The organism is Carboxylicivirga marina (assembly GCF_016612505.1).
Lineage (GTDB): Bacteria > Bacteroidota > Bacteroidia > Bacteroidales > Marinilabiliaceae > Carboxylicivirga > Carboxylicivirga marina.
This window is the reverse complement of sequence record NZ_JAENRR010000039.1, coordinates 28009-46616: the sequence shown is the minus strand read 5'-3', so window position 1 is coordinate 46616 and position 18608 is coordinate 28009. Positions and strand designations below refer to the sequence as shown.

Below are 18608 nucleotides of genomic sequence, written 5' to 3'. Positions count from 1 at the left end.
AAAACAAAATACAACGCTTTGGCTACTTAGCATTTTGAAAGGTCGATTTGGCAACAAATCACTTTCGCTTCATAGCCGCGTCCGATATTGGCATCATAAAATCAGGCCGTTACCTCATCTGTTCGCGAGGTGAAATCTCAAATGAACAAAACGAAGAAATACTACATAAAATACATACGAAGCTGATTCAATATTAGCGACCTAAAAGTGGGTTTTTGGGACGGGGAGCTTCTTAGCTCCTCTTTTTTTGTTATTTTAGTTCCTCATCACACAAACATCATGATAAAAGATATTGTACTTTTCGAAATTGAAGAATGGGCCCAGCAAAAATTAAGCGATTGTGAAGCCGGACATGACTGGTGGCATATTATTAGGGTTCGTAATAACGCCAAACTCATACATAAACGAGAAGGCGGTGATTGGAATGTTATTCTTCTAGCAGTTTTACTGCATGATATTGCTGACACCAAATTTTTTGATGAAGTGGAATCACTGATGTTGATCGATCAGAAACTTCAGGAGTACCAAATTGATCAAACCACAATTGATCATGTCATTAAGATTATTCAGAACCTGTCGTTTTCTAAACAATGGACCGAAAACTCTTTTTCATCCCTTGAGCTTCAGGTTGTACAAGATGCCGATCGTCTGGATGCCATTGGAGCAGTAGGCATTGCTCGAGCGTTTAGCTATGGCGGACACAAAGATCGCGATTTTTATAATCCTGACATTAGCCCACAGGAATATCGCAGCCAGGAAGAATACCGAAGTAGCAACAGCCCAACCATCAATCATTTTTATGAGAAATTACTTTTGTTAAAAGATAAAATGAACACCAAAACCGGAAGCTCCATGGCAAAAGAACGTCACCGTTTTATGGAAAGATATTTGGAACAATTCTTTAACGAGTGGGGAAGTAATGATGAAGAATAACTGCGACAGATAGAAGTTTGTTTCTTATCATTCATCTTTATTGACTATTTTCGCCATCGCTAAAACCCGGAATTAATGGCTACCAAAAAACCATCTAACAAAAGAACTACGACTAAAAAGAAGACTACAAGCTCTAAGAAAGTCTCTACTCAAAAAAGAAGTTTTAGAAAACGACTCTTCTTTTTTTTCTTAAAAGCCGGAACACTTGGTATTGCAGCCGTTTTTATTTTCTGCCTGTTTGTTTACCTGGGTTTATTTGGCGCATTACCGTCTGAAGATGAACTGTCGAAAATACAAAATCACTCAGCATCAGAGGTATATTCAATCGACGAACAGCTGATGGGCCGTTACTATGTTGAGCATCGCCTCACGATTGACAATAGCCAAATTTCACCCTACGTTAAAGAAGCGCTTGTTGCAACCGAAGACAGCCGTTTCTTCGAGCACAATGGTTTAGACATTATCAGTCTTGGCCGAGTTGTAGTTCGCACCATCATTTTTGGCGATAAAGCACAAGGAGGAGGTAGCACCATCAGTCAACAGTTGGCAAAAAACCTATACCCTCGCATGCGACTAGGCTTTTTAACATTGCCCGTAGGTAAAACCAAGGAGATTTTCACTGCAGCACGTTTAGAAAATATTTATTCCAAAGAGGATATTCTTACCCTTTATTTAAATACAGTGCCGTATGGCGAAGATATATATGGTATTGAAATCGCATCAAAGCGCTTCTTTGGCAAAAAATCAAAGAACCTTAACCCTGCCGAATCAGCAACTCTGGTAGGCATGTTGGCAGCCAATACAGCTTATAATCCACGGGTGAATCCTGAACGCAGTATCAAGCGTCGAAATATCGTACTTAGCCGCATGCGTGACCATGGCACTCTATCAGAAAATGAATACCTGAAATGGAAAAAGAGCAAAATAGTGCTCAATTATAAACGCCTTGATCACAATACCGGAATTGCACCTTATTTCAGAGAAAAGATACGTGTTAAAGCTCAAAATATTCTGGAAGATAAATATGGTGATGAATACGACATTTACTCCGACGGTTTAAAAATTTACACCTCCATTGATGCCAAATTGCAGGATTATGCCGAAAAAGCAGTCGATCAACAAATGACACGCCTGCAAGAAGAATTTAACAGACATTGGAAGGGACGCTCACCATGGGCTAAGCATCCTCAGGTTTATACCAATGCCTTGCGACAATCGCGCCGATACCAGAAGATGAAAGAAGCTGGTCATAACGATGAGGCCATTTTTAAAGCTATGGAGAAAAAAGTGCCGATGACCATCTATACCCATTCGGGTGAAAAAAAGGTAAATATGAGCCCGGTAGATTCGGTCAAACACTACCTGATGCTTTTAAACACAGGTTTTGTAGCCATGAACCCACGCAATGGACATGTACTGGCCTGGGTGGGTGGTATCGACCACAAAACATACCAATATGACCATGTAACATCGCGCCGATTGGTTGGCTCAACGTTTAAACCTATCGTTTATGCTGCAGCTTTGCAAGATGGTGTTTCGCCTTGTGATTTCATATCCAATGAACAGGTAGTTTATGAAGATTATGATGACTGGAACCCAGCCAATAGTAATGGCAAGCACGATGGCTACTTTTCGGTAAAAGGAGGACTGGCCAACTCGGTAAATACTATTAGTGCCAAGCTTATCACTCAAATCGGAGTTAGAAAAGTCATTAACCTGGCCGAAGATATGGGCATCGAATCAGATATCCCAAAGTATCCTTCAATTGCACTTGGAACAGCGGAATTATCATTACTTGACATGGTTTCGGCCTATACCACTTTTCCTAATTATGGGCGCCCGGTTGAACCAGTAATGCTTATGCGTATTGAAGACAGGGATGGAAATGTACTTTATGAGAATGAAGGTCGATTGCCAAAAGACGAGGTTTATGATGAAGACGTAGCCTATTTTATGGTAGAAATGATGCGCGGAGTAGTAGAAAGAGGTACAGGCAGTTCTCTTCGCAGTGTTTTTAACCTTAAAAGTGAATTAGCTGGTAAAACAGGAACAACACAGGATAACTCCGACGGTTGGTTTATTGGCTATACACCAAATATTGTTGCCGGAGCCTGGGTTGGAAATGATCAACCAAGCATTCACTTTCGCTCAACAGCATTAGGGAGTGGCGGGCATATGGCATTACCAATTTTCGCTCGTTTTATGCAGCGCCTTGAAAAAGATCGCAGTCGTTACCAGTACCATAAGGGTTCATTCTATGTAGTACCTTCGCGTTTGCAAAAGCGATTTATGTGTGATGATTATTCCGAGACTGACCCCGATAAAGGTTTCTTTGACAGCTTCTTTGAAGGCTTTGACAAACCTGATTCGCTTAAGTTAAAAAAGCAACAAGAGCGTAAAGCCAAAAAGGAACAAAAGAAAAAGACGGATCATAAGAGTGTTCTTCAGAAAATGAAGGACTTATTTAAGAAATAAAAAGCCAGGGACTAAACCTGGCTCCTATCATTTGATTCCTTAAATTTTAGTCATCAGAGCCATATTCGGCTTTTAAGTCGGCTGTAAATTGTCGAATTTGCTGCTCATTTGCCTTAGGGCAGATCAATAATGACTTATCTGATTGCACTACAATGTAATTACTAAGCCCCTGCACAACAGCTGTTTTTCCTTTTGGGATATGTACAACACTATCATGCGTATCATATAATAAGACCTTACCACTCAAAACGGCATTATTACTAAAGTTCCGTTCTGAATTCTCATGTAATGAGGTCCAGGTTCCTAGGTCAGACCAGCCAAAGTCAACAATTTGCACATATACATTATTAGCTTTTTCCATCACACCATAATCAATGGATATATTTCGGCAATCAACGTATGTATCATACAAAGCCTTCTCTTCAGTTGGAGTTCCAACCGTTGGGTAAAAGCTATTGAACAAGCTGGCTATTTCTCTTAAATGCATCTCAAAAGCTTTTTCCACACTTTTTAATGACCAGATAAAAATCCCCGAATTCCAGAAAAACTCACCACTTTCCAATAGTATCCTTGCCATCTCAAGGTTTGGTTTTTCGGTAAAAGTCTTCACTTTATTGAAGCTATCAGGCAAACCATCTTCATGCTCTACTTGTATATAACCATAGCCTGTTTCAGGGCGACTGGGTTTTATCCCGAAGGTAAGAAGTGTATCTCTGTTTTTTACAAAATCTAATCCATTAGCTATTTTTTCTCTGAACTGTTCTTCGTTAATAATCAAATGATCCGATGGTGTCACCACTATCTGAGCATCTGGATTTTTAGATTTTATTACCGCATTGGCATAAGCAATACATGGGGCAGTATTGCGACGTAATGGCTCTGCTAATACTTGATCAGCTTTCAACTCAGGCAACTGCTCCAAAACCATTTCTTTATAGGCTTTATTGGTCACCACCATTATATTCTCAACCGGACATATGGGGATAAAACGTTCATACGTTTGTTGAAGCAATGATTTGCCGGTACCAAGTATATCTAAAAATTGCTTTGGTGTTTGGGTGGTACTTAAGGGCCAGAATCGACTTCCGACACCACCAGCCATTATTACACAGTAAGTATTGTTACTCATGGATGTGTTTATTTACAAATACTAAAGTTGTATCTTGCTACAGTAATAGGATTATTATTACTTTTATCTCACTAATTTAAGGACTATTTTCCATACCACCATGAGAATATTTTACCACCTGGGACGATATACCCTCTTTCTGAAAAGAGTATTTGGGAAGCCGGAGAAACACCATATATTTCTTAAACAAATTGTGCGCGAGATAGATAAACTTGGTATTGATTCCCTTGGCATTGTAATAATTATATCGGTATTTATGGGAGCTGTCATTACCTTACAGACAGCCTATAACATAGATATGCCAATTATTCCAAAATACACAGTTGGACTGGCAGCGCGTGACTCAATACTTTTAGAATTCTCATCAACCATCGTTGGATTAATACTAGCCGGAAAGGTTGGCTCTAACATTGCCTCCGAGATTGGCACCATGCGGGTAACAGAGCAAATAGATGCGCTTGAAATTATGGGTATTAACCCAGCAGGCTATTTGGTTTTACCTAAAGTAATTGCATTTGTATTTATTATCCCGGTATTAGTTATTATAAGTATGGGCGTAGGTATTACGGGCGGTTTTTTAGCAGGTTCAATGACTGGTGAAGTGCCGGCTCCTGAGTATATTTATGGTATTCAATTCGCATTTCAGCCATTTTACATCATCTATGCCCTGATAAAAGCTGTGGTTTTTGGCTTTATTATCTCTACCATATCGGCCTATTGGGGCTATTATGTGCAAGGCGGTGCTTTAGAAGTAGGAAAGGCAAGTACAAAAGCAGTGGTTTCGAGCAGTATACAGATTTTGTTGTTTAATTTAATTCTGACCCAACTTTTATTAGCATGATAGAGGTGATTGATGTTCATAAGTCGTTTGGCGATAAAGAAATATTGAAGGGTATTTCCACGGTGTTTGAAAATGGGAAAACTAATTTAATCATTGGACAAAGTGGCTCAGGAAAGACCGTATTACTCAAATCTTTAGTAGGCCTTCATGATATTACATCGGGTGATATTCGATATGATGACCGGAGTTTTTTAGACCTAGATTCATCAAGCAAAAAGCGTTTGCGACAAGATATAGGTATGCTTTTTCAGGGTTCTGCTTTGTTTGACTCCTTAACCGTTGAAGAAAACATCCGCTTTCCATTAGATATGTTTACCGATTGGAGCGAAGAAGAAAGGCGCGAAAGGGCCAACTTTTGTATAAATCGGGTAAAGCTGGAGAATGCTAATGATAAGTTTCCATCGGAAATTAGTGGAGGAATGCAAAAGCGCGTAGCCATTGCAAGGGCCATCTCATTAAATCCTAAGTATTTATTTTGCGACGAGCCTAATTCAGGCTTAGACCCCCGTACCTCCATTGTTATAGATGAATTAATTCATGAGATTACTCAAGAATTTGGAATGACCACGATTATCAATACGCACGATATGAATTCAGTGATGGGTATTGGAGAGAATATCATCTTTATCTACCAGGGTAAAAAATTGTGGGAAGGCTCTAAAGATGACATCTTTCATGTACAAAATAAGGAATTGGAGGATTTTATATTTGCCTCTAAACTGTTTAAAGAAATTAGAGATAACAACAGTTAAGGCTACCCAGAATAGATAGCCTTAATGTATTTTCATGGTTATTTTTTAAAGTTGTATTGCATATCGTATTTTAATGGATGTCCAATATTTGCTTCTACATTTACAGGATCTGATATAATTCTTTTTGCAGCTTTTAATTGTGCTTTAGCAGGTGCTACGCCAGTTAAACTAGTTAAAGCCACTGCCAGAAAATCCTCATTTACATTACCCAATTCAAACATCTCATTTGCATCAATAAAGTCAATTCTTTCTGGGTTTGGAATTAAGCCCTCATTGTAGCTTATAGAATTCGTTTTGTTCTCTGCACGCATAACAATCGGTTGCATTGCCCATTTATGTTTCTCATCCGGATCGCTTAAAGTTATAGAACCATAATATTTACCATGTGTTTGCTCACCTATGTGTATAACCTCCATGTGTGGATCGAGACCATAAATCACCATTTCACTGGCAGATGCCGTTTTAAAGGTTGATAATATTGCCACTTTATCCAGATTCAGGTTATTAGAATTCTCAATAATACGATCAATGTATAGGTCTGTTTCATTCGGATATTTCAGATCAAAATAGTCCTTTAAATTATCATTATAATTGGTTCGAAGCAGAACATCACCAACTTTGTCTGCAGGTGCAATCATACTACTTAATAAAATTGCTGAATTAACTGAACCACCACTATTATAACGCAAATCAAGCACTAAATTATCTACACCCTGGTTCTTAAAATCAGCAAAAACAGCTTCCAGCTCATCATTGTAATCATCAACAAACGAGGTGTAAACAAGATAGCCTACTTTAGAACCACCATGATCAATAACTTTGCTCATTAAAATAGGATTGCTCTGCCATTCTACTGCAGCTATATTGACAGATGGTGTTTCATCAGTAATTGTCAGATCTTGATTCAAAAGACCAAAGGTCATGGTATAGTCATCCTGATTAAGAAGATTAGAATAATTTGAGATTGATAGTTTGGTGCCATCGATCTTATGAAACATTCTTCCCCGATATATCCCTCCTGCTAAATCGGCGGGAGAACCAGGTTCAACATACTCAATAAAGCCAACTAAATCATCTGAACCTTCAGTAAGTCGAAACAAACGAATGGAATGGCCCATAGATTTACTGATGCCAGAGAAATAATTGTTCAACGCATCAACATCATCGGTAAGAAACGACCACCGATCAACACTTGTAAACAATAGCTTATCAAATAATTCGTAAGTATCCTCTTCCCATTCGTAATCAACTTCGGGCATCGATGTATTCCAAAAATAGGCGAAATCCATTCCCTCCCATACAAATTGATTGATCTCCTGCACTTCCTTAGGAACGAGACTTTCTTCTTTTTTCGGTTCTGGCTTATCATCATCATTGCAGGCCGCAATGACCGTTAACATTAAAAGAGTAAAGGCTATGTTGAAAACTTTAAAGTTCTTCATGCATTTAGATTTTGAATAGTTTACGATATTTAAAACTACTAAAAATAAATAATATTGCTGAAATATATTAGATATAGAATCGCCTGAACAATGGAGCACTATATAATATGGCCTGCAGGTCAGAAATCATTGCCAAACAATTCTGAGGTAAAACAAAACACTGAGCTTGTTAATACAATAAAGCTCAAGGCTCCTCATCTATTAAAACCGATAAAACGACAGTTACCTAAAGCATCAATCTCATGGACTAAAAGCTTGTTTTTTGGCGATGATTATCCTTTTAAAAACGGCAAACAAGTTTCCACGAAGGGGTGCATTGTATGGACAGACTATCAGATAAAACAATGGCCTTTGCTCTTGTTTATACTTAATAATGCTGTGCATCAATCATTTGAAGAAGGTATAGTGAAATACTTCCTTGATGCGGATTTAAATTCGGAACCTAATTGGGATGAAATAAGAATCATTTTCAAAAAGTGTAAGCCAATTCGAAACATCAACACGGATGAATTGGATCGTTGGTACGATGAAATTAGCACCACCCATATCCATCCAGAATCCTATCATGATCTATACCATTGGTTTGGATTAGCAGTAAGAGACATTGGTTATTTTGCCTTTGATATTTTCATGAAAAAACGAAATGGCTCTATTGCTTGGGGAGAAGCCATAAAAGCGCATTTAGATAATATCCCGAACCTCCCGGTCAAAATAAAAAACATGTTGATGGGTGATTTCTTTATTGGACTTATTAATCGCTAGCTATTTTTGATGTTCTGGCCTCAGCCATATACCTTTGAAACAAAAACAATACAATAATGACTTACGAACAGATAAGCGCCACTGCTGATTTTATTAAATCACAAGGCATTGATAAACCACAAATTGGAATAATACTGGGCACTGGATTAGGGGGTTTAGTAAATGACATCTCAATTATTAAAGAAATTGATTATGCTAAAATCCCGAACTTCCCGGTTTCAACGGTTGAATCGCACAAGGGCAAGCTCATATACGGCGAATTAGAAGGTAAGCAAGTATTGGCCATGCAGGGTCGTTTTCATTACTACGAAGGCTATAATATGCAGCAAATTACACTTCCGGTCAGAGTAATGAAACTATTGGGTATCGAACATCTTTTAATTTCTAATGCGGCCGGTGCTGTAAATTTAGCTTATAAAAAAGGCACCCTGATGCTTTTGGATGATCACATCAGCTTGCTTCCTGAAAACCCCTTAACCGGAAAAAATATTGATGAGATGGGGCCACGATTTCCGGATATGAGTCAGCCATTTGATAAACACCTTAATCAATTACTTAAAAAAGCTGCGCAAGAAGAAAATGTGCAATTGCACGAAGGTGTATATGCATCTGTACCCGGGCCAAACCTTGAAACCCGAGCCGAATACCGTTACATTAAAATTATTGGAGGCGATGCCGTTGGCATGTCAACAGTGCCTGAAGTGATTGTAGCCAATCACATGGGTTTACCTTGTGCTGCTGTTTCTGTGTTGACGGATGAATGCGATCCTAATAATTTGCATCCGGTGAGTTTGCAAGAAATATTGGATGTGGCCGCTGAAGCCGAAAAAGGATTGATTAAAATCTTTAAGAGAACTATCGCTCAGCTATAGCTGATTTAGAAAAATTCAGAACGATCGTGTTTTGGATATATATAAAAAAAAGGTCGCAGCTATGAGTCAATTAGACTTGCAGGATGCGACCTTCGTTTTTTCTACTCTCAGAGTAATGATTACTTATTCTGGATAGCCATAATACGACTAATATATTTCCCTAGTATATCAAATTCAACATTGATTGTAGAACCAACCTCTAACTGGTGAAAGTTGGTAAATTCGTGCGTGTAAGGAATTATCGCCACCGAAAATTGGTCATCTTTACTATTCACAACTGTTAAGCTAACACCATTCACTGTTACAGAACCTTTCTCAACAGTCATGTATCCTTCGGCAGCTTTTTCTTTGTCAATCACATATTGGAAAGTATAATACCAACTACCATCAGCTTCTTTTACCTCAATACATTTAGCAGTTTGATCAACATGACCTTGTACAATGTGCCCATCTAAACGGCCATTCATAATCATGCTACGCTCCAAATTAACCTTATCGCCAATGTTCAAAATCCCAAGATTTGATTTCTCAAGCGTCTCTTTGATGGCTGTAACCGTGTATGCCTTTCCTTCTTTCTTTACAACAGTCAAACAAACACCATTATGAGCGATACTCTGATCGATTTTTAGCTCATCGGTAAATGAACACTCCAATGTTAAATGAAGATTTCCCTTATCTTGCTCTAAGCCTACTACCACAGCGGCTTCTTCTACAATACCTGAAAACATTTTAAAGCTCTTTTATGTTAGAAACTATCTGATTATCTGAACCGCTAAAATACCAAATAATTTAGACCTATTGTGACAGAACTTATGATTTAAAACATAGATACATAACTAATGAGCTGTTTCAGCCAACAATACTTCGTAACACCTAATATTATTTGTATTTTCAGCCTTTGAACATTAAGTCACATCTAGTGTCTTTTATCTTAAGTCTTATGTCTTAAATTAATGCCATGACAACAGTAAAAACCAAATACCTGGGTGGCCTTCGCACCGAAAATACACACCTTCAATCGGGTGCCAAAATAATTACCGATGCTCCTTGCGATAATCGTGGCAAAGGCGAATCATTTTCGCCTACTGACATGCTGGCTACGGCTTTGGGTAATTGCATTATGACCATAATGGGCATTAAAGCCATGGATAACAATATTGACATAGAGGGTACTGAACTGGATATCACTAAAATAATGGCAGAAAACCCTCGTCGTGTTGCCGAAGTTATTATTGAATTTAACTTTCCTCAGAATGACTATAGCCAGGAAGAAAAAGAATTGATTGAGAGTGTAGCTGGCACCAGCCCTGTTCCATTAAGTGTTCATCCTGACCTTAAGCAAACCATTAAATTTAACTGGTAAATCGACTCTATGATTCTTGTTACCGGAGGCACCGGACTGGTTGGCTCACACTTGCTTTGTAAATTGATAGAACAGGGCGAACAAGTACGTGTTCTTTTTCGAACCGAAAACAGCAAGCAAGCTGTTAAGGATATTTTTACATATTACAACATTAATGGCTTCGAGAAGATAGAGTGGCTGCAAGGCGATCTCATGGATTATTTTCTATTAACGGATGCATTAAAAGAAGTGACATGTATATATCACTGCGCAGCTATGGTATCATTTAAACCCAGTGACAGAAGCAGCATGTTTCATGTTAATGTTGAGGGAACAGCCAATCTGGTGAATGCAGCCATTGAATGTGAAATCGATAAATTCTGCCATGTCAGCTCAATAGCTACACTTGGCAAATCACAGAATGGAGAGTTGATTGACGAATCATCATTTTGGCAGAATGATGATAACCACTCGGTATATTCACAAAGTAAGTTTAGAGCTGAGATGGAGGTATGGCGAGGCATCAAGGAAGGATTAAATGCCTTTATAGTCAACCCATCGGTAATAATTGGCCCATGCCATGAAACTAAAAGCTCAGGTCAGCTAATAAGTACACTAAGTAAAAATATGACCTTCTACACAGGTGGTGGAACCGGTTTTGTTGATGTTCGCGATGTGGTTAACGCCATGATTGCTATTTCCAATTCAGAACATGTTAACGAACGCTTTATTATTAATGGTGAGAACCTGAAATATAAGCAGTTGATGCAAACCTCCGCCAGTGTTTTTGGCGTTAAAGCCCCTAGTATTAAGGCCAACAGAGCTCTTACGGGTATTGCCTGGCGACTGGAACGATTGAAATATATGCTGTGGGGTAAAGAACCTAAAATGACTAAAGAAACAGCTCGCACGTCACAGAATCAATCAAAATATTCGAATGAGAAAGTAAAACACGCATTTAACCTTTCATTCTATTCAATAGAAGAGTCGTTGACAAATGTAGCTGATTATAAGATGCGATAATCACTTTAGCAGGCACAGAACATAAACTTACAAATACCACTCCCTGAGCTTGTCGACCTGAGGTTAAAACATTCTTAAGATGGCTCTATAAAATATCCCGATTACAAATCGGGTCGATTGATTTCAATACTTCCTAGATAGTCACCAAAAAAGGGCAATCAGTATCGTACTAATTGCCCATTATTTTATTACTCAATTTGTTCAAATTCTACCAAGCAATTCTTTGATTACCATCGTCATTTTAGGTTCTGCAGCTGCAGCCACTTCCTGCACTTCTTCGTGCGACACTTCAACTATTTGGCCCGGAACACCTGAATCGGTGATAATTGAGATACCAAAGCATTGCATATCCATATGTCGGGCCACAATCACTTCAGGTACGGTTGACATGCCCACAGCATCTGCACCAAGTATTCTAAACATCTTATATTCGGCAGGTGTTTCAAACGTAGGACCTGTTGTGCCTACATAAACCCCTTGCTTAAGGTCGATGCCATTGTCATTTCCAATCATAAGCGCTTCAGCAATTAATCGCTTACTATATGGCTCGCTCATATCAGGAAAACGAGGTCCAAGCTTATTATTATTTCTACCAATAAGCGGATTATCACCAAACATATTAATATGGTCGTTAATCACCATGATATCACCAACTACATAATCAGGATTAAGCCCTCCACTGGCATTGGATACAAATAAGGTTTCAATACCCATTTGTTTCATTACTCGAACCGGGAAAGTGACCTCTTTCATGTCGTAACCTTCATAATAATGAAATCGACCCTGCATTGCCAAAATTGGCGTATTATTTATAGTACCAAATATTAATCGCCCGCTGTGACCTTCGACCGTCGATACTGGGAAATTTGGTATTTCTTCATATGAAATTGATTTTTCTATTTCAATCTCCTCAACTAATCCTCCAAGACCAGTTCCTAGAATAATACCAACAACCGGTTTTAATGTGGTTTGATTAATCAGGTAATCAGCTGTTATCTGAATTGTTTCTAACATAGTTGCGTATTCTATTTTCAAATTGTTTTTCTTCATTAAAAAGCACTTTTAGCCGGATAGGGATAAACCAACTTAAAGCTTTTATTTCTTCTGGCAGATTTTCAAATCGTACAGCATCTTTCTCAGTGGTAATAATAGCTCTGGCATCATTATCAGCAACCTTTTGCACGATATCTTGCATATCCTTCTGGGTAAAATGATGATGATCAGGAAATGTCAGTTGCTGCTCAGTCTTATATTTGCCACTTACATGTTTGAAAAAACCTTCGGGTTTGGCAATACCAGCAATAGCTATGGTTGGCATCCCGCCCGGAAAGCTCTTTTTATCATGCTTCATTACAGGCTTTGGCAAATCGTAATCAACGCTCGTAAAAAACACCTCCTGATGAGCCCTAAGCCTTAAGCGATGCATCCATTCAGCTTTATCTGTTTCCGAAAAACTTTCAGGACATTTATTGACAACAATTATATCGGCTCGTTTTTGACCGCTTTTATGCTCTCTTAAGTCACCGGCAGGAAACGGACAATCATTCCATAACGGACGGTTATAATCAATCACCAATAATGAAAATCCAGGTTTCACATAACGGTGTTGATAGGCATCATCCATTAGTACCACATCGGTTTGTGTGTTTTTCAGAATCATCTCCATTCCTTCCACCCTTTTCTCAGCCACCGTCACATTCAACTCAGGAAACTTACTCTTCATCTGAAAAGGCTCATCACCAATGGTTTCAGCAGTACTACTCTTATTGGCCAGCAGTGCCCCTTTGGTTTTACGTTTATAACCCCGACTCAATAAGGATAGTTTATAGTCGTGTGTTAAAATTCGGATAATATACTCTGTCAAAGGCGTTTTGCCAGTTCCTCCAACTGTTATATTACCTATAGAGATAATTGGAACTGTATAGCTTTGTGCTTTCAAAAATCCCCAATCAAAACATTTATTTCGGAGGAAAGTAATGAAGCTATAAAGCAAGGTAAATGGATATAACAGTTTTCGTAAGTTCATTTAATTATATTATACTGACACAAAAACAGCCTGCCCGAAGGCAAGCTGCCAGTAATATTTTCTAGTCTACTATTTTATTTCAAGATTATAAGGTATTCGGGCCTGGATTTGATAACCGTTCTTCAGATTTTCAAGTGTTTGAATATACTTATACTCTTCTCCCATAAGCGATTTACCAACAAACATACGTGCTTCTCCACTCAATTCTTTCATAAATTGTTCAATAGGATCAATCGCTTTAGGTAATTCTACCATTCGATATTCGTCTAATTCAGCCGCTTCTTTAGCCAATTCAATCGCTTTGTTTAATCCGCCAATTTCGTCAACCAAATTAATATCAATTGCATTTACACCACTCCACACACGGCCTTGTCCAATTTCATCAATAGCCTCCTTAGTTGTTTCGCGTCCATCGGCACAACGACCAATAAACGTATCATAGCCTTTGACAATGTATGCTTGTAACAATTCCCGCTCTTCCTTACGGAAAGGACGGGTGATACTAGGCATATCGGCAAATTCGTTGGTTTTAACGCCATCGAAGCTTACACCTAGCTTTTTGGTTAATCCTTCAGCATTTGGTATCATCCCAAAAATTCCGATTGAACCAGTCAATGTAGTAGGGTTGGCAACAATCTTATCTGCCGCACAAGAAATATAATAGCCACCTGATGCAGCGTAATTACCCATTGAGACAATTACTGGCTTCACTTTTTGTGCCAGTTCAACTTCGCGCCAAATAATTTCTGATCCAAGAGCTGAACCACCAGGTGAATTAACACGGAACACGATGGCTTTAATCGAACTATCACGACGTGCTTTTCGGATGGTTTTTGATAACTTATCAGATTTTATACCATCTGACGATGTACCATCAATATCACCTTCGGCATATATTACTGCAATTTTCTCTCTGATAAAACCTTTACCATTGGAAACATAAACCTTGGCATATTTACTACTTTTTACCGCTTCAAGATCATCGCCTTCATCAACACCAACCAGCTTTTTAAGCTCATTTATTACCTCATCTTTATATTTTAAACCATCAATCAACCCCGATTCAATCAATAATTCATCTGAGTTAAACATTGGCATGCCATCTGCTAATTCTGATACTTTCTCAGGTGTTAATCCACGTGCTTCGGCAATGCCTGCTTTTACATGGTCCCACATTGAATTAAGATAAACTTTAGTCTGCAACTTAGATGGCTCACTCATTTCTTCCAATAAAAATGGCTCAACTGCCGACTTGAACTTACCGTGCTTAAATACCTGCACCTCTACACCAATTTTCTCCAATGCCTTTTTAAAGAAAGTACGCTCGGCATACATCCCTTTTAGCTCCAACATACCCGACGGATTCAAATACACCTTATCAGCCACCGATGCCAGGTAATAGGCTTTTTGCGTGTAAATTGGTGCAAAACTATAAATGAATTTTCCTGATGTTTTAAAATCAATTAAAGCGTTTCTGATTTCCTCAATGGTAGCATAACCAGCCATCATCATACCCGACTCAAGCACAATACCGGAGATATTTTCATCGCGCTTGGCTTTTTCAATATTCTTCAACAGTCGATTAAGTCCTTCAGGAGATGGGTCTCCGGTAATGGATGAAAAAGCATCAGCCAGTGGATCGTCAATAACCCTGTCAACAACAGGACCATTCAAATCCAATAATAGGATGGTATTTTCACTTATCTTTGTTTCTTTATCGCCTAGAGCAGCCATAGCTGAAAACATGCCAATCAGAAGGACTAACAATACAAGCGCAGCTACAATGCCTCCGGCGAAAGTAGCAAGTAGGTATTTGAAAAATTTCACCATAATGATAGAATTGAGTTTAGTAGTGTTGAAACGTTCAACAGCATTAAAACAAAAGTATTAAAAAATACTTACAATTAAACCTTAAAAATCAGTTGCAAATATAATGAACCAATTGGTCGGTTTTTATTTGCAAATAGTTAAATTTTAGCATGAATAGACAAATATTATTGTTAGGTGGTAATCAGGGGAATGTTATTTCATCACTCAAAACGAGTATTGAATTATTATCGCAACAACTGGGTGCACCTATTATTGAATCATCCTATTATGAGAGCGAAGCATGGGGCTTTGAAGCGTCGCAAAACTTCATCAATATGGTTGTTGAGTTCCGCTCAAACCTAGAGCCTATCGAACTACTAGATTTTACACAAAAAATAGAAAAAGAATTGGGGAGAAAAGAAAAAACCGGAACTCAGTATGAATCCCGGCCTATTGATATCGATATATTATTTATTAATGATGAACAAATAAACCTACCTCGATTAATTGTTCCTCATCAGCATTTGCACAAACGCCGTTTTACACTGTTGCCACTTATGGAACATTGGGCAGACTTTATACACCCGGTTTATAACCAATCCATCCGCACATTAAATTCACATTGTAATGATAATGGTATGGTGCGTGCATTAACTATTTAGATTTTACTACCGTAGGCTAAGTCACCAGCATCACCAATACCTGGAATTATATATGATTTTGAACTAAGCTCGGCATCAACAGCGCCTAACCATAGTGTTACTGGTTCATCTTTAAACATATTCTGCACATACTGAACACCTGCTTCGCTGGCTATAAGTGATGCAATATGCACATGCTTAGGCTTTCCTTTCACCAATAAAGCTTTATAGGCTAACTCAATAGACGTCCCAGTCGCCAACATTGGGTCGCTTAAGATGACCACTTTATCATCCAACGACGGAGATGAGATATACTCAATATGAATATCGAAATCGCCTTTCTCATTGTACTTGCGGTAAGCCGATACAAAAGCATTCTCAGCCCTATCGAAATAGTTTAAAAGACCTTGGTGCATTGGCAATCCTGCTCGCAAGATAGAGGCAATCACCGGCTCTTCAGTCATCACGTTTTCCTGGGCAATCCCAAGCGGTGTCTTCACATCCTTCACCTCATGTGGCAACACCTTACTAATCTCATAAGCCATAATCTCCCCCATTCGCTCAATATTACGGCGAAAACGCATCGGATCCGTCTGAATCGACGTATCACGAATTTCTGCAATAAAGCGATTAAAAATACTTTGCTGTTGGTTGAATATTGTTGTTTGCATTGGATAATTTTGGTGCAAAGTAAATAAAAAATGGGGAGAAAATCAGTGTTATGAAACAGCACTGGTTTGAAATTCATTGAGTGTTTTAATAACAAACTCAACTTCATAGTCTGTTAAACACTGATGCAATGGTATGCTAAAAACAGTATTATGAATGCCTACTGCAACAGGTACGTTCACATTATTATATTCCTTCTACGCTTTCTGTTTATGAGGTAAAATGGAATACCATACGTACATCATATTTATAATGATTTGTTTAAACCCCTGCTCTTTTTCCAAATAAAACTATTACACTTTTTACATTAAAACGAATCACCAAAGAACCTTTCTATCCAGAAATATTACTATAAGAAGTCAGCTATGTATCGCGCAGCAATAGCATTCAGTTCAGTGCAAGGATACTTAAATTGCTTGGTATTTTTTTGCATGTGCTCCACTAAAGGTTTCGTAATTGCTAAATAATTAACTGTATCGTTTTTTAGTATTAATTTTCTTCTTATAAAACATGGCAATATCTTTTTTATTAATTCTTTTACGCTATATAACTGATAATCAAACAAAGTTGGATTTAGTTCTTTTTCGAAAACGATTCCTAATGGTTTAAAAAAATATTCTTCACACACTGAATCATAAAGCAATTTGTTCAGTTTAAGCTCAATAGGTAACTTCTTAAAAAAATCTAACATTAACTTATCCCAAAACGGGAATCTTACAGAATAATCAAGAAAATCGAATACGTGTGAAGAACCTAAAGTAAACTTGGTCAGTTTTTCTTCACAATCAATATCCTCAAAAATACTATATGGTAAACAGTCTTTATCGGATTGTCTAACTTTTTTTTCAAACTCAGATATTGCCTTCCTCTTTATTTGAGATTTCAACTTAGTTAGATTCGATTTATTTTCAATATAGTACTTGGCAATATTCTTTCTTTTGATTCTCCGGGGAATAACCTTTATAAACTGACTACCTCCTAAAAAGTCTCCGGAATGGCCTGGAATTATTACGGAATCTTCAGGTATTAATCGCTTTTCTTTAAGATGCGATATAGCATACACCTCGTGTAAATGCACAGAAGCTATCCCATTAAAATTTTGCTTAACATACGTTAATACATTCTTTTTCCATAATTCAGATTCAAAGCATCCATCAGAATATTCTATATAATGCCATTCGACACCAAGAGCCTTAGCAATTATTTTGGCTATCTTTACATCTGCACAATCAGGCTTACCATATGTAAAGGTGATTATATTTGGATATTTATTTTTAATAAGTGCTGCCAAAATTAATCGTGAATCATACCCTCCACTTAGCGGAACTATTGCCGTCCTACCATTCAGAGAGGTAATCATTTTATCAAATACACGCTCGAAAACACTTTTACATTCAGCTTTAAGCACCTGAAAACTACTCGATAATAACTGCTGCTTTTTTATCGCATATGTAAAAATCTTTTTTTTCTTAACTCCTTCCTTATCAATCACGGTATGGTATCCTCCACATGCATGAAAGACCTCATTATACAATGTTTTACTCCCTAAAACAAAACCAAAAGATTTTAATTCCTCTGTGGATTGTTTATCTTTTTCACACTCTCTGAATACACTAATTCGATCAGAAATGATCAACAAATCATTTTTTCTTTGAAAGTAAACTGAATTAAACTGATCAAAACTAACATAGCAGTCAACTTTATCTGGATAAGTAATAACAATACTAAATGAACCATCTAGTTGCTCAAAAAACTTTTCTTTATTTACTGACTGTTCTATATGTGAAATAATTTCTTTTTGTTCTACATATTCCCCATTGTGAAACAAGTACCCTTTTACAAAAATATTTCCATTTGTCTCGAAAGATGAAAGAATGGTTTTAATTTCCATC

17 protein-coding genes are annotated in these 18608 nt (G+C 37.8%); 9 read left to right on the top strand and 8 right to left on the bottom strand.

What is annotated here, in order from left to right; translation table 11 throughout:
• The first annotated feature begins 279 nt into the window (after nt 1–279).
• Nucleotides 280–933: an HD domain-containing protein gene (locus JIV24_RS15215; protein WP_200465922.1), complete on the top strand. Its 654-nt coding sequence runs from the start codon at nt 280–282 to the stop codon at nt 931–933.
• A gap of 75 nt (nt 934–1008) precedes the next feature.
• Entirely contained in the window at nt 1009–3408 is a 2400-nt protein-coding gene (locus tag JIV24_RS15210) for a penicillin-binding protein 1A (protein WP_200465921.1), read from the top strand.
• Between the two features lie 46 nt (nt 3409–3454).
• Here the strand turns inward: JIV24_RS15210 and JIV24_RS15205 are convergent, their stop codons facing one another.
• A complete protein-coding gene (locus JIV24_RS15205) occupies nt 3455–4537 on the bottom strand; it encodes a mannose-1-phosphate guanylyltransferase (RefSeq protein WP_200465920.1) in 1083 nt (360 codons plus the stop codon).
• A 100-nt stretch (nt 4538–4637) separates the two neighbouring features.
• Here JIV24_RS15205 and JIV24_RS15200 point away from each other — a divergent pair, with 100 nt between their 5' ends.
• Nucleotides 4638–5378: an MlaE family ABC transporter permease gene (locus JIV24_RS15200; RefSeq protein ID WP_200465919.1), complete on the top strand. Its 741-nt coding sequence runs from the start codon at nt 4638–4640 to the stop codon at nt 5376–5378.
• Nucleotides 5375–6130, top strand: coding sequence for an ABC transporter ATP-binding protein (locus tag JIV24_RS15195; RefSeq protein ID WP_200465918.1), 756 nt, complete (start codon nt 5375–5377; stop codon nt 6128–6130). Before JIV24_RS15200 ends, JIV24_RS15195 begins: the two co-directional genes overlap by 4 nt.
• A 38-nt stretch (nt 6131–6168) precedes the next feature.
• Here JIV24_RS15195 and JIV24_RS15190 read toward each other — a convergent pair whose 3' ends face one another.
• Complete coding sequence (locus JIV24_RS15190; RefSeq protein WP_200465917.1) at nt 6169–7572, bottom strand: S41 family peptidase; 1404 nt, start codon at nt 7570–7572, stop codon at nt 6169–6171.
• 90 nt (nt 7573–7662) lie between these two features.
• On the opposite strand from JIV24_RS15190, the gene JIV24_RS15185 reads away from it, so the two are divergent.
• Both JIV24_RS15185 and JIV24_RS15180 read left to right on the top strand, forming a co-directional pair.
• On the top strand, nt 7663–8334 hold the full coding sequence (locus JIV24_RS15185) for a hypothetical protein (RefSeq protein ID WP_200465916.1): 672 nt from the start codon (nt 7663–7665) through the stop codon (nt 8332–8334).
• A 56-nt stretch (nt 8335–8390) separates the two neighbouring features.
• Entirely contained in the window at nt 8391–9206 is an 816-nt protein-coding gene (locus JIV24_RS15180; protein WP_200465915.1) for a purine-nucleoside phosphorylase, read from the top strand.
• A gap of 119 nt (nt 9207–9325) precedes the next feature.
• Here the strand turns inward: JIV24_RS15180 and JIV24_RS15175 are convergent, their stop codons facing one another.
• Nucleotides 9326–9934 (bottom strand): riboflavin synthase, encoded by a 609-nt coding sequence (locus JIV24_RS15175; protein ID WP_200465914.1) that lies wholly within the window; start codon nt 9932–9934, stop codon nt 9326–9328.
• A 230-nt stretch (nt 9935–10164) separates the two neighbouring features.
• Here JIV24_RS15175 and JIV24_RS15170 point away from each other — a divergent pair, with 230 nt between their 5' ends.
• Complete coding sequence (locus tag JIV24_RS15170) at nt 10165–10569, top strand: OsmC family protein (protein ID WP_200465913.1); 405 nt, start codon at nt 10165–10167, stop codon at nt 10567–10569.
• A 9-nt stretch (nt 10570–10578) separates the two neighbouring features.
• Nucleotides 10579–11571: an NAD-dependent epimerase/dehydratase family protein gene (locus JIV24_RS15165; RefSeq protein WP_200465912.1), complete on the top strand. Its 993-nt coding sequence runs from the start codon at nt 10579–10581 to the stop codon at nt 11569–11571.
• Between the two features lie 201 nt (nt 11572–11772).
• On the opposite strand, the gene JIV24_RS15160 is transcribed toward JIV24_RS15165, so the two are convergent.
• The 3 genes from JIV24_RS15160 to sppA all read right to left on the bottom strand — a co-directional run bounded on the left by JIV24_RS15160 (nt 11773) and on the right by sppA (nt 15427).
• Nucleotides 11773–12585: a purine-nucleoside phosphorylase gene (locus tag JIV24_RS15160; RefSeq protein WP_200465911.1), complete on the bottom strand. Its 813-nt coding sequence runs from the start codon at nt 12583–12585 to the stop codon at nt 11773–11775.
• Nucleotides 12557–13597 carry a tetraacyldisaccharide 4'-kinase gene (gene lpxK, locus JIV24_RS15155; protein ID WP_200465910.1) on the bottom strand — a complete coding sequence of 347 codons (1041 nt, stop codon included), beginning with the start codon at nt 13595–13597 and terminating at the stop codon, nt 12557–12559. Before lpxK ends, JIV24_RS15160 begins: the two co-directional genes overlap by 29 nt.
• 69 nt (nt 13598–13666) lie before the next feature.
• The gene (gene sppA / locus JIV24_RS15150) at nt 13667–15427 is read right to left on the bottom strand and encodes a signal peptide peptidase SppA (protein WP_200465909.1); all 1761 of its coding nucleotides are present in this window, start codon (nt 15425–15427) and stop codon (nt 13667–13669) included.
• A gap of 149 nt (nt 15428–15576) precedes the next feature.
• On the opposite strand from sppA, the gene folK reads away from it, so the two are divergent.
• Complete coding sequence (gene folK / locus JIV24_RS15145; protein ID WP_200465908.1) at nt 15577–16068, top strand: 2-amino-4-hydroxy-6-hydroxymethyldihydropteridine diphosphokinase; 492 nt, start codon at nt 15577–15579, stop codon at nt 16066–16068.
• Here folK and upp read toward each other — a convergent pair.
• Both upp and JIV24_RS15135 read right to left on the bottom strand, forming a co-directional pair.
• Complete coding sequence (gene upp / locus JIV24_RS15140; RefSeq protein ID WP_200465907.1) at nt 16065–16718, bottom strand: uracil phosphoribosyltransferase; 654 nt, start codon at nt 16716–16718, stop codon at nt 16065–16067. The two genes, folK and upp, sit on opposite strands and share 4 nt — an antisense overlap.
• Nucleotides 16719–17065: 347 nt before the next feature.
• Nucleotides 17066–18607: an asparagine synthase C-terminal domain-containing protein gene (locus JIV24_RS15135; RefSeq protein ID WP_200465906.1), complete on the bottom strand. Its 1542-nt coding sequence runs from the start codon at nt 18605–18607 to the stop codon at nt 17066–17068.
• Between the last annotated feature and the right edge of the window lies 1 nt (nt 18608).

Coding starts and splice junctions, on each gene's coding strand:
- JIV24_RS15205 (WP_200465920.1), bottom strand. CDS start 4,537: ATGAGTAACAATACTTACTGTGTAATAATGGCTGGTGGTGTCGGAAGT.
- JIV24_RS15195 (WP_200465918.1), top strand. CDS start 5,375: ATGATAGAGGTGATTGATGTTCATAAGTCGTTTGGCGATAAAGAAATA.
- JIV24_RS15160 (WP_200465911.1), bottom strand. CDS start 12,585: ATGTTAGAAACAATTCAGATAACAGCTGATTACCTGATTAATCAAACC.
- sppA (WP_200465909.1), bottom strand. CDS start 15,427: ATGGTGAAATTTTTCAAATACCTACTTGCTACTTTCGCCGGAGGCATT.
- JIV24_RS15170 (WP_200465913.1), top strand. CDS start 10,165: ATGACAACAGTAAAAACCAAATACCTGGGTGGCCTTCGCACCGAAAAT.
- JIV24_RS15185 (WP_200465916.1), top strand. CDS start 7,663: ATGGAGCACTATATAATATGGCCTGCAGGTCAGAAATCATTGCCAAAC.
- JIV24_RS15210 (WP_200465921.1), top strand. CDS start 1,009: ATGGCTACCAAAAAACCATCTAACAAAAGAACTACGACTAAAAAGAAG.
- folK (WP_200465908.1), top strand. CDS start 15,577: ATGAATAGACAAATATTATTGTTAGGTGGTAATCAGGGGAATGTTATT.
- lpxK (WP_200465910.1), bottom strand. CDS start 13,597: ATGAACTTACGAAAACTGTTATATCCATTTACCTTGCTTTATAGCTTC.
- JIV24_RS15175 (WP_200465914.1), bottom strand. CDS start 9,934: ATGTTTTCAGGTATTGTAGAAGAAGCCGCTGTGGTAGTAGGCTTAGAG.
- upp (WP_200465907.1), bottom strand. CDS start 16,718: ATGCAAACAACAATATTCAACCAACAGCAAAGTATTTTTAATCGCTTT.
- JIV24_RS15135 (WP_200465906.1), bottom strand. CDS start 18,607: ATGGAAATTAAAACCATTCTTTCATCTTTCGAGACAAATGGAAATATT.
- JIV24_RS15180 (WP_200465915.1), top strand. CDS start 8,391: ATGACTTACGAACAGATAAGCGCCACTGCTGATTTTATTAAATCACAA.
- JIV24_RS15215 (WP_200465922.1), top strand. CDS start 280: ATGATAAAAGATATTGTACTTTTCGAAATTGAAGAATGGGCCCAGCAA.
- JIV24_RS15200 (WP_200465919.1), top strand. CDS start 4,638: ATGAGAATATTTTACCACCTGGGACGATATACCCTCTTTCTGAAAAGA.
- JIV24_RS15165 (WP_200465912.1), top strand. CDS start 10,579: ATGATTCTTGTTACCGGAGGCACCGGACTGGTTGGCTCACACTTGCTT.
- JIV24_RS15190 (WP_200465917.1), bottom strand. CDS start 7,572: ATGAAGAACTTTAAAGTTTTCAACATAGCCTTTACTCTTTTAATGTTA.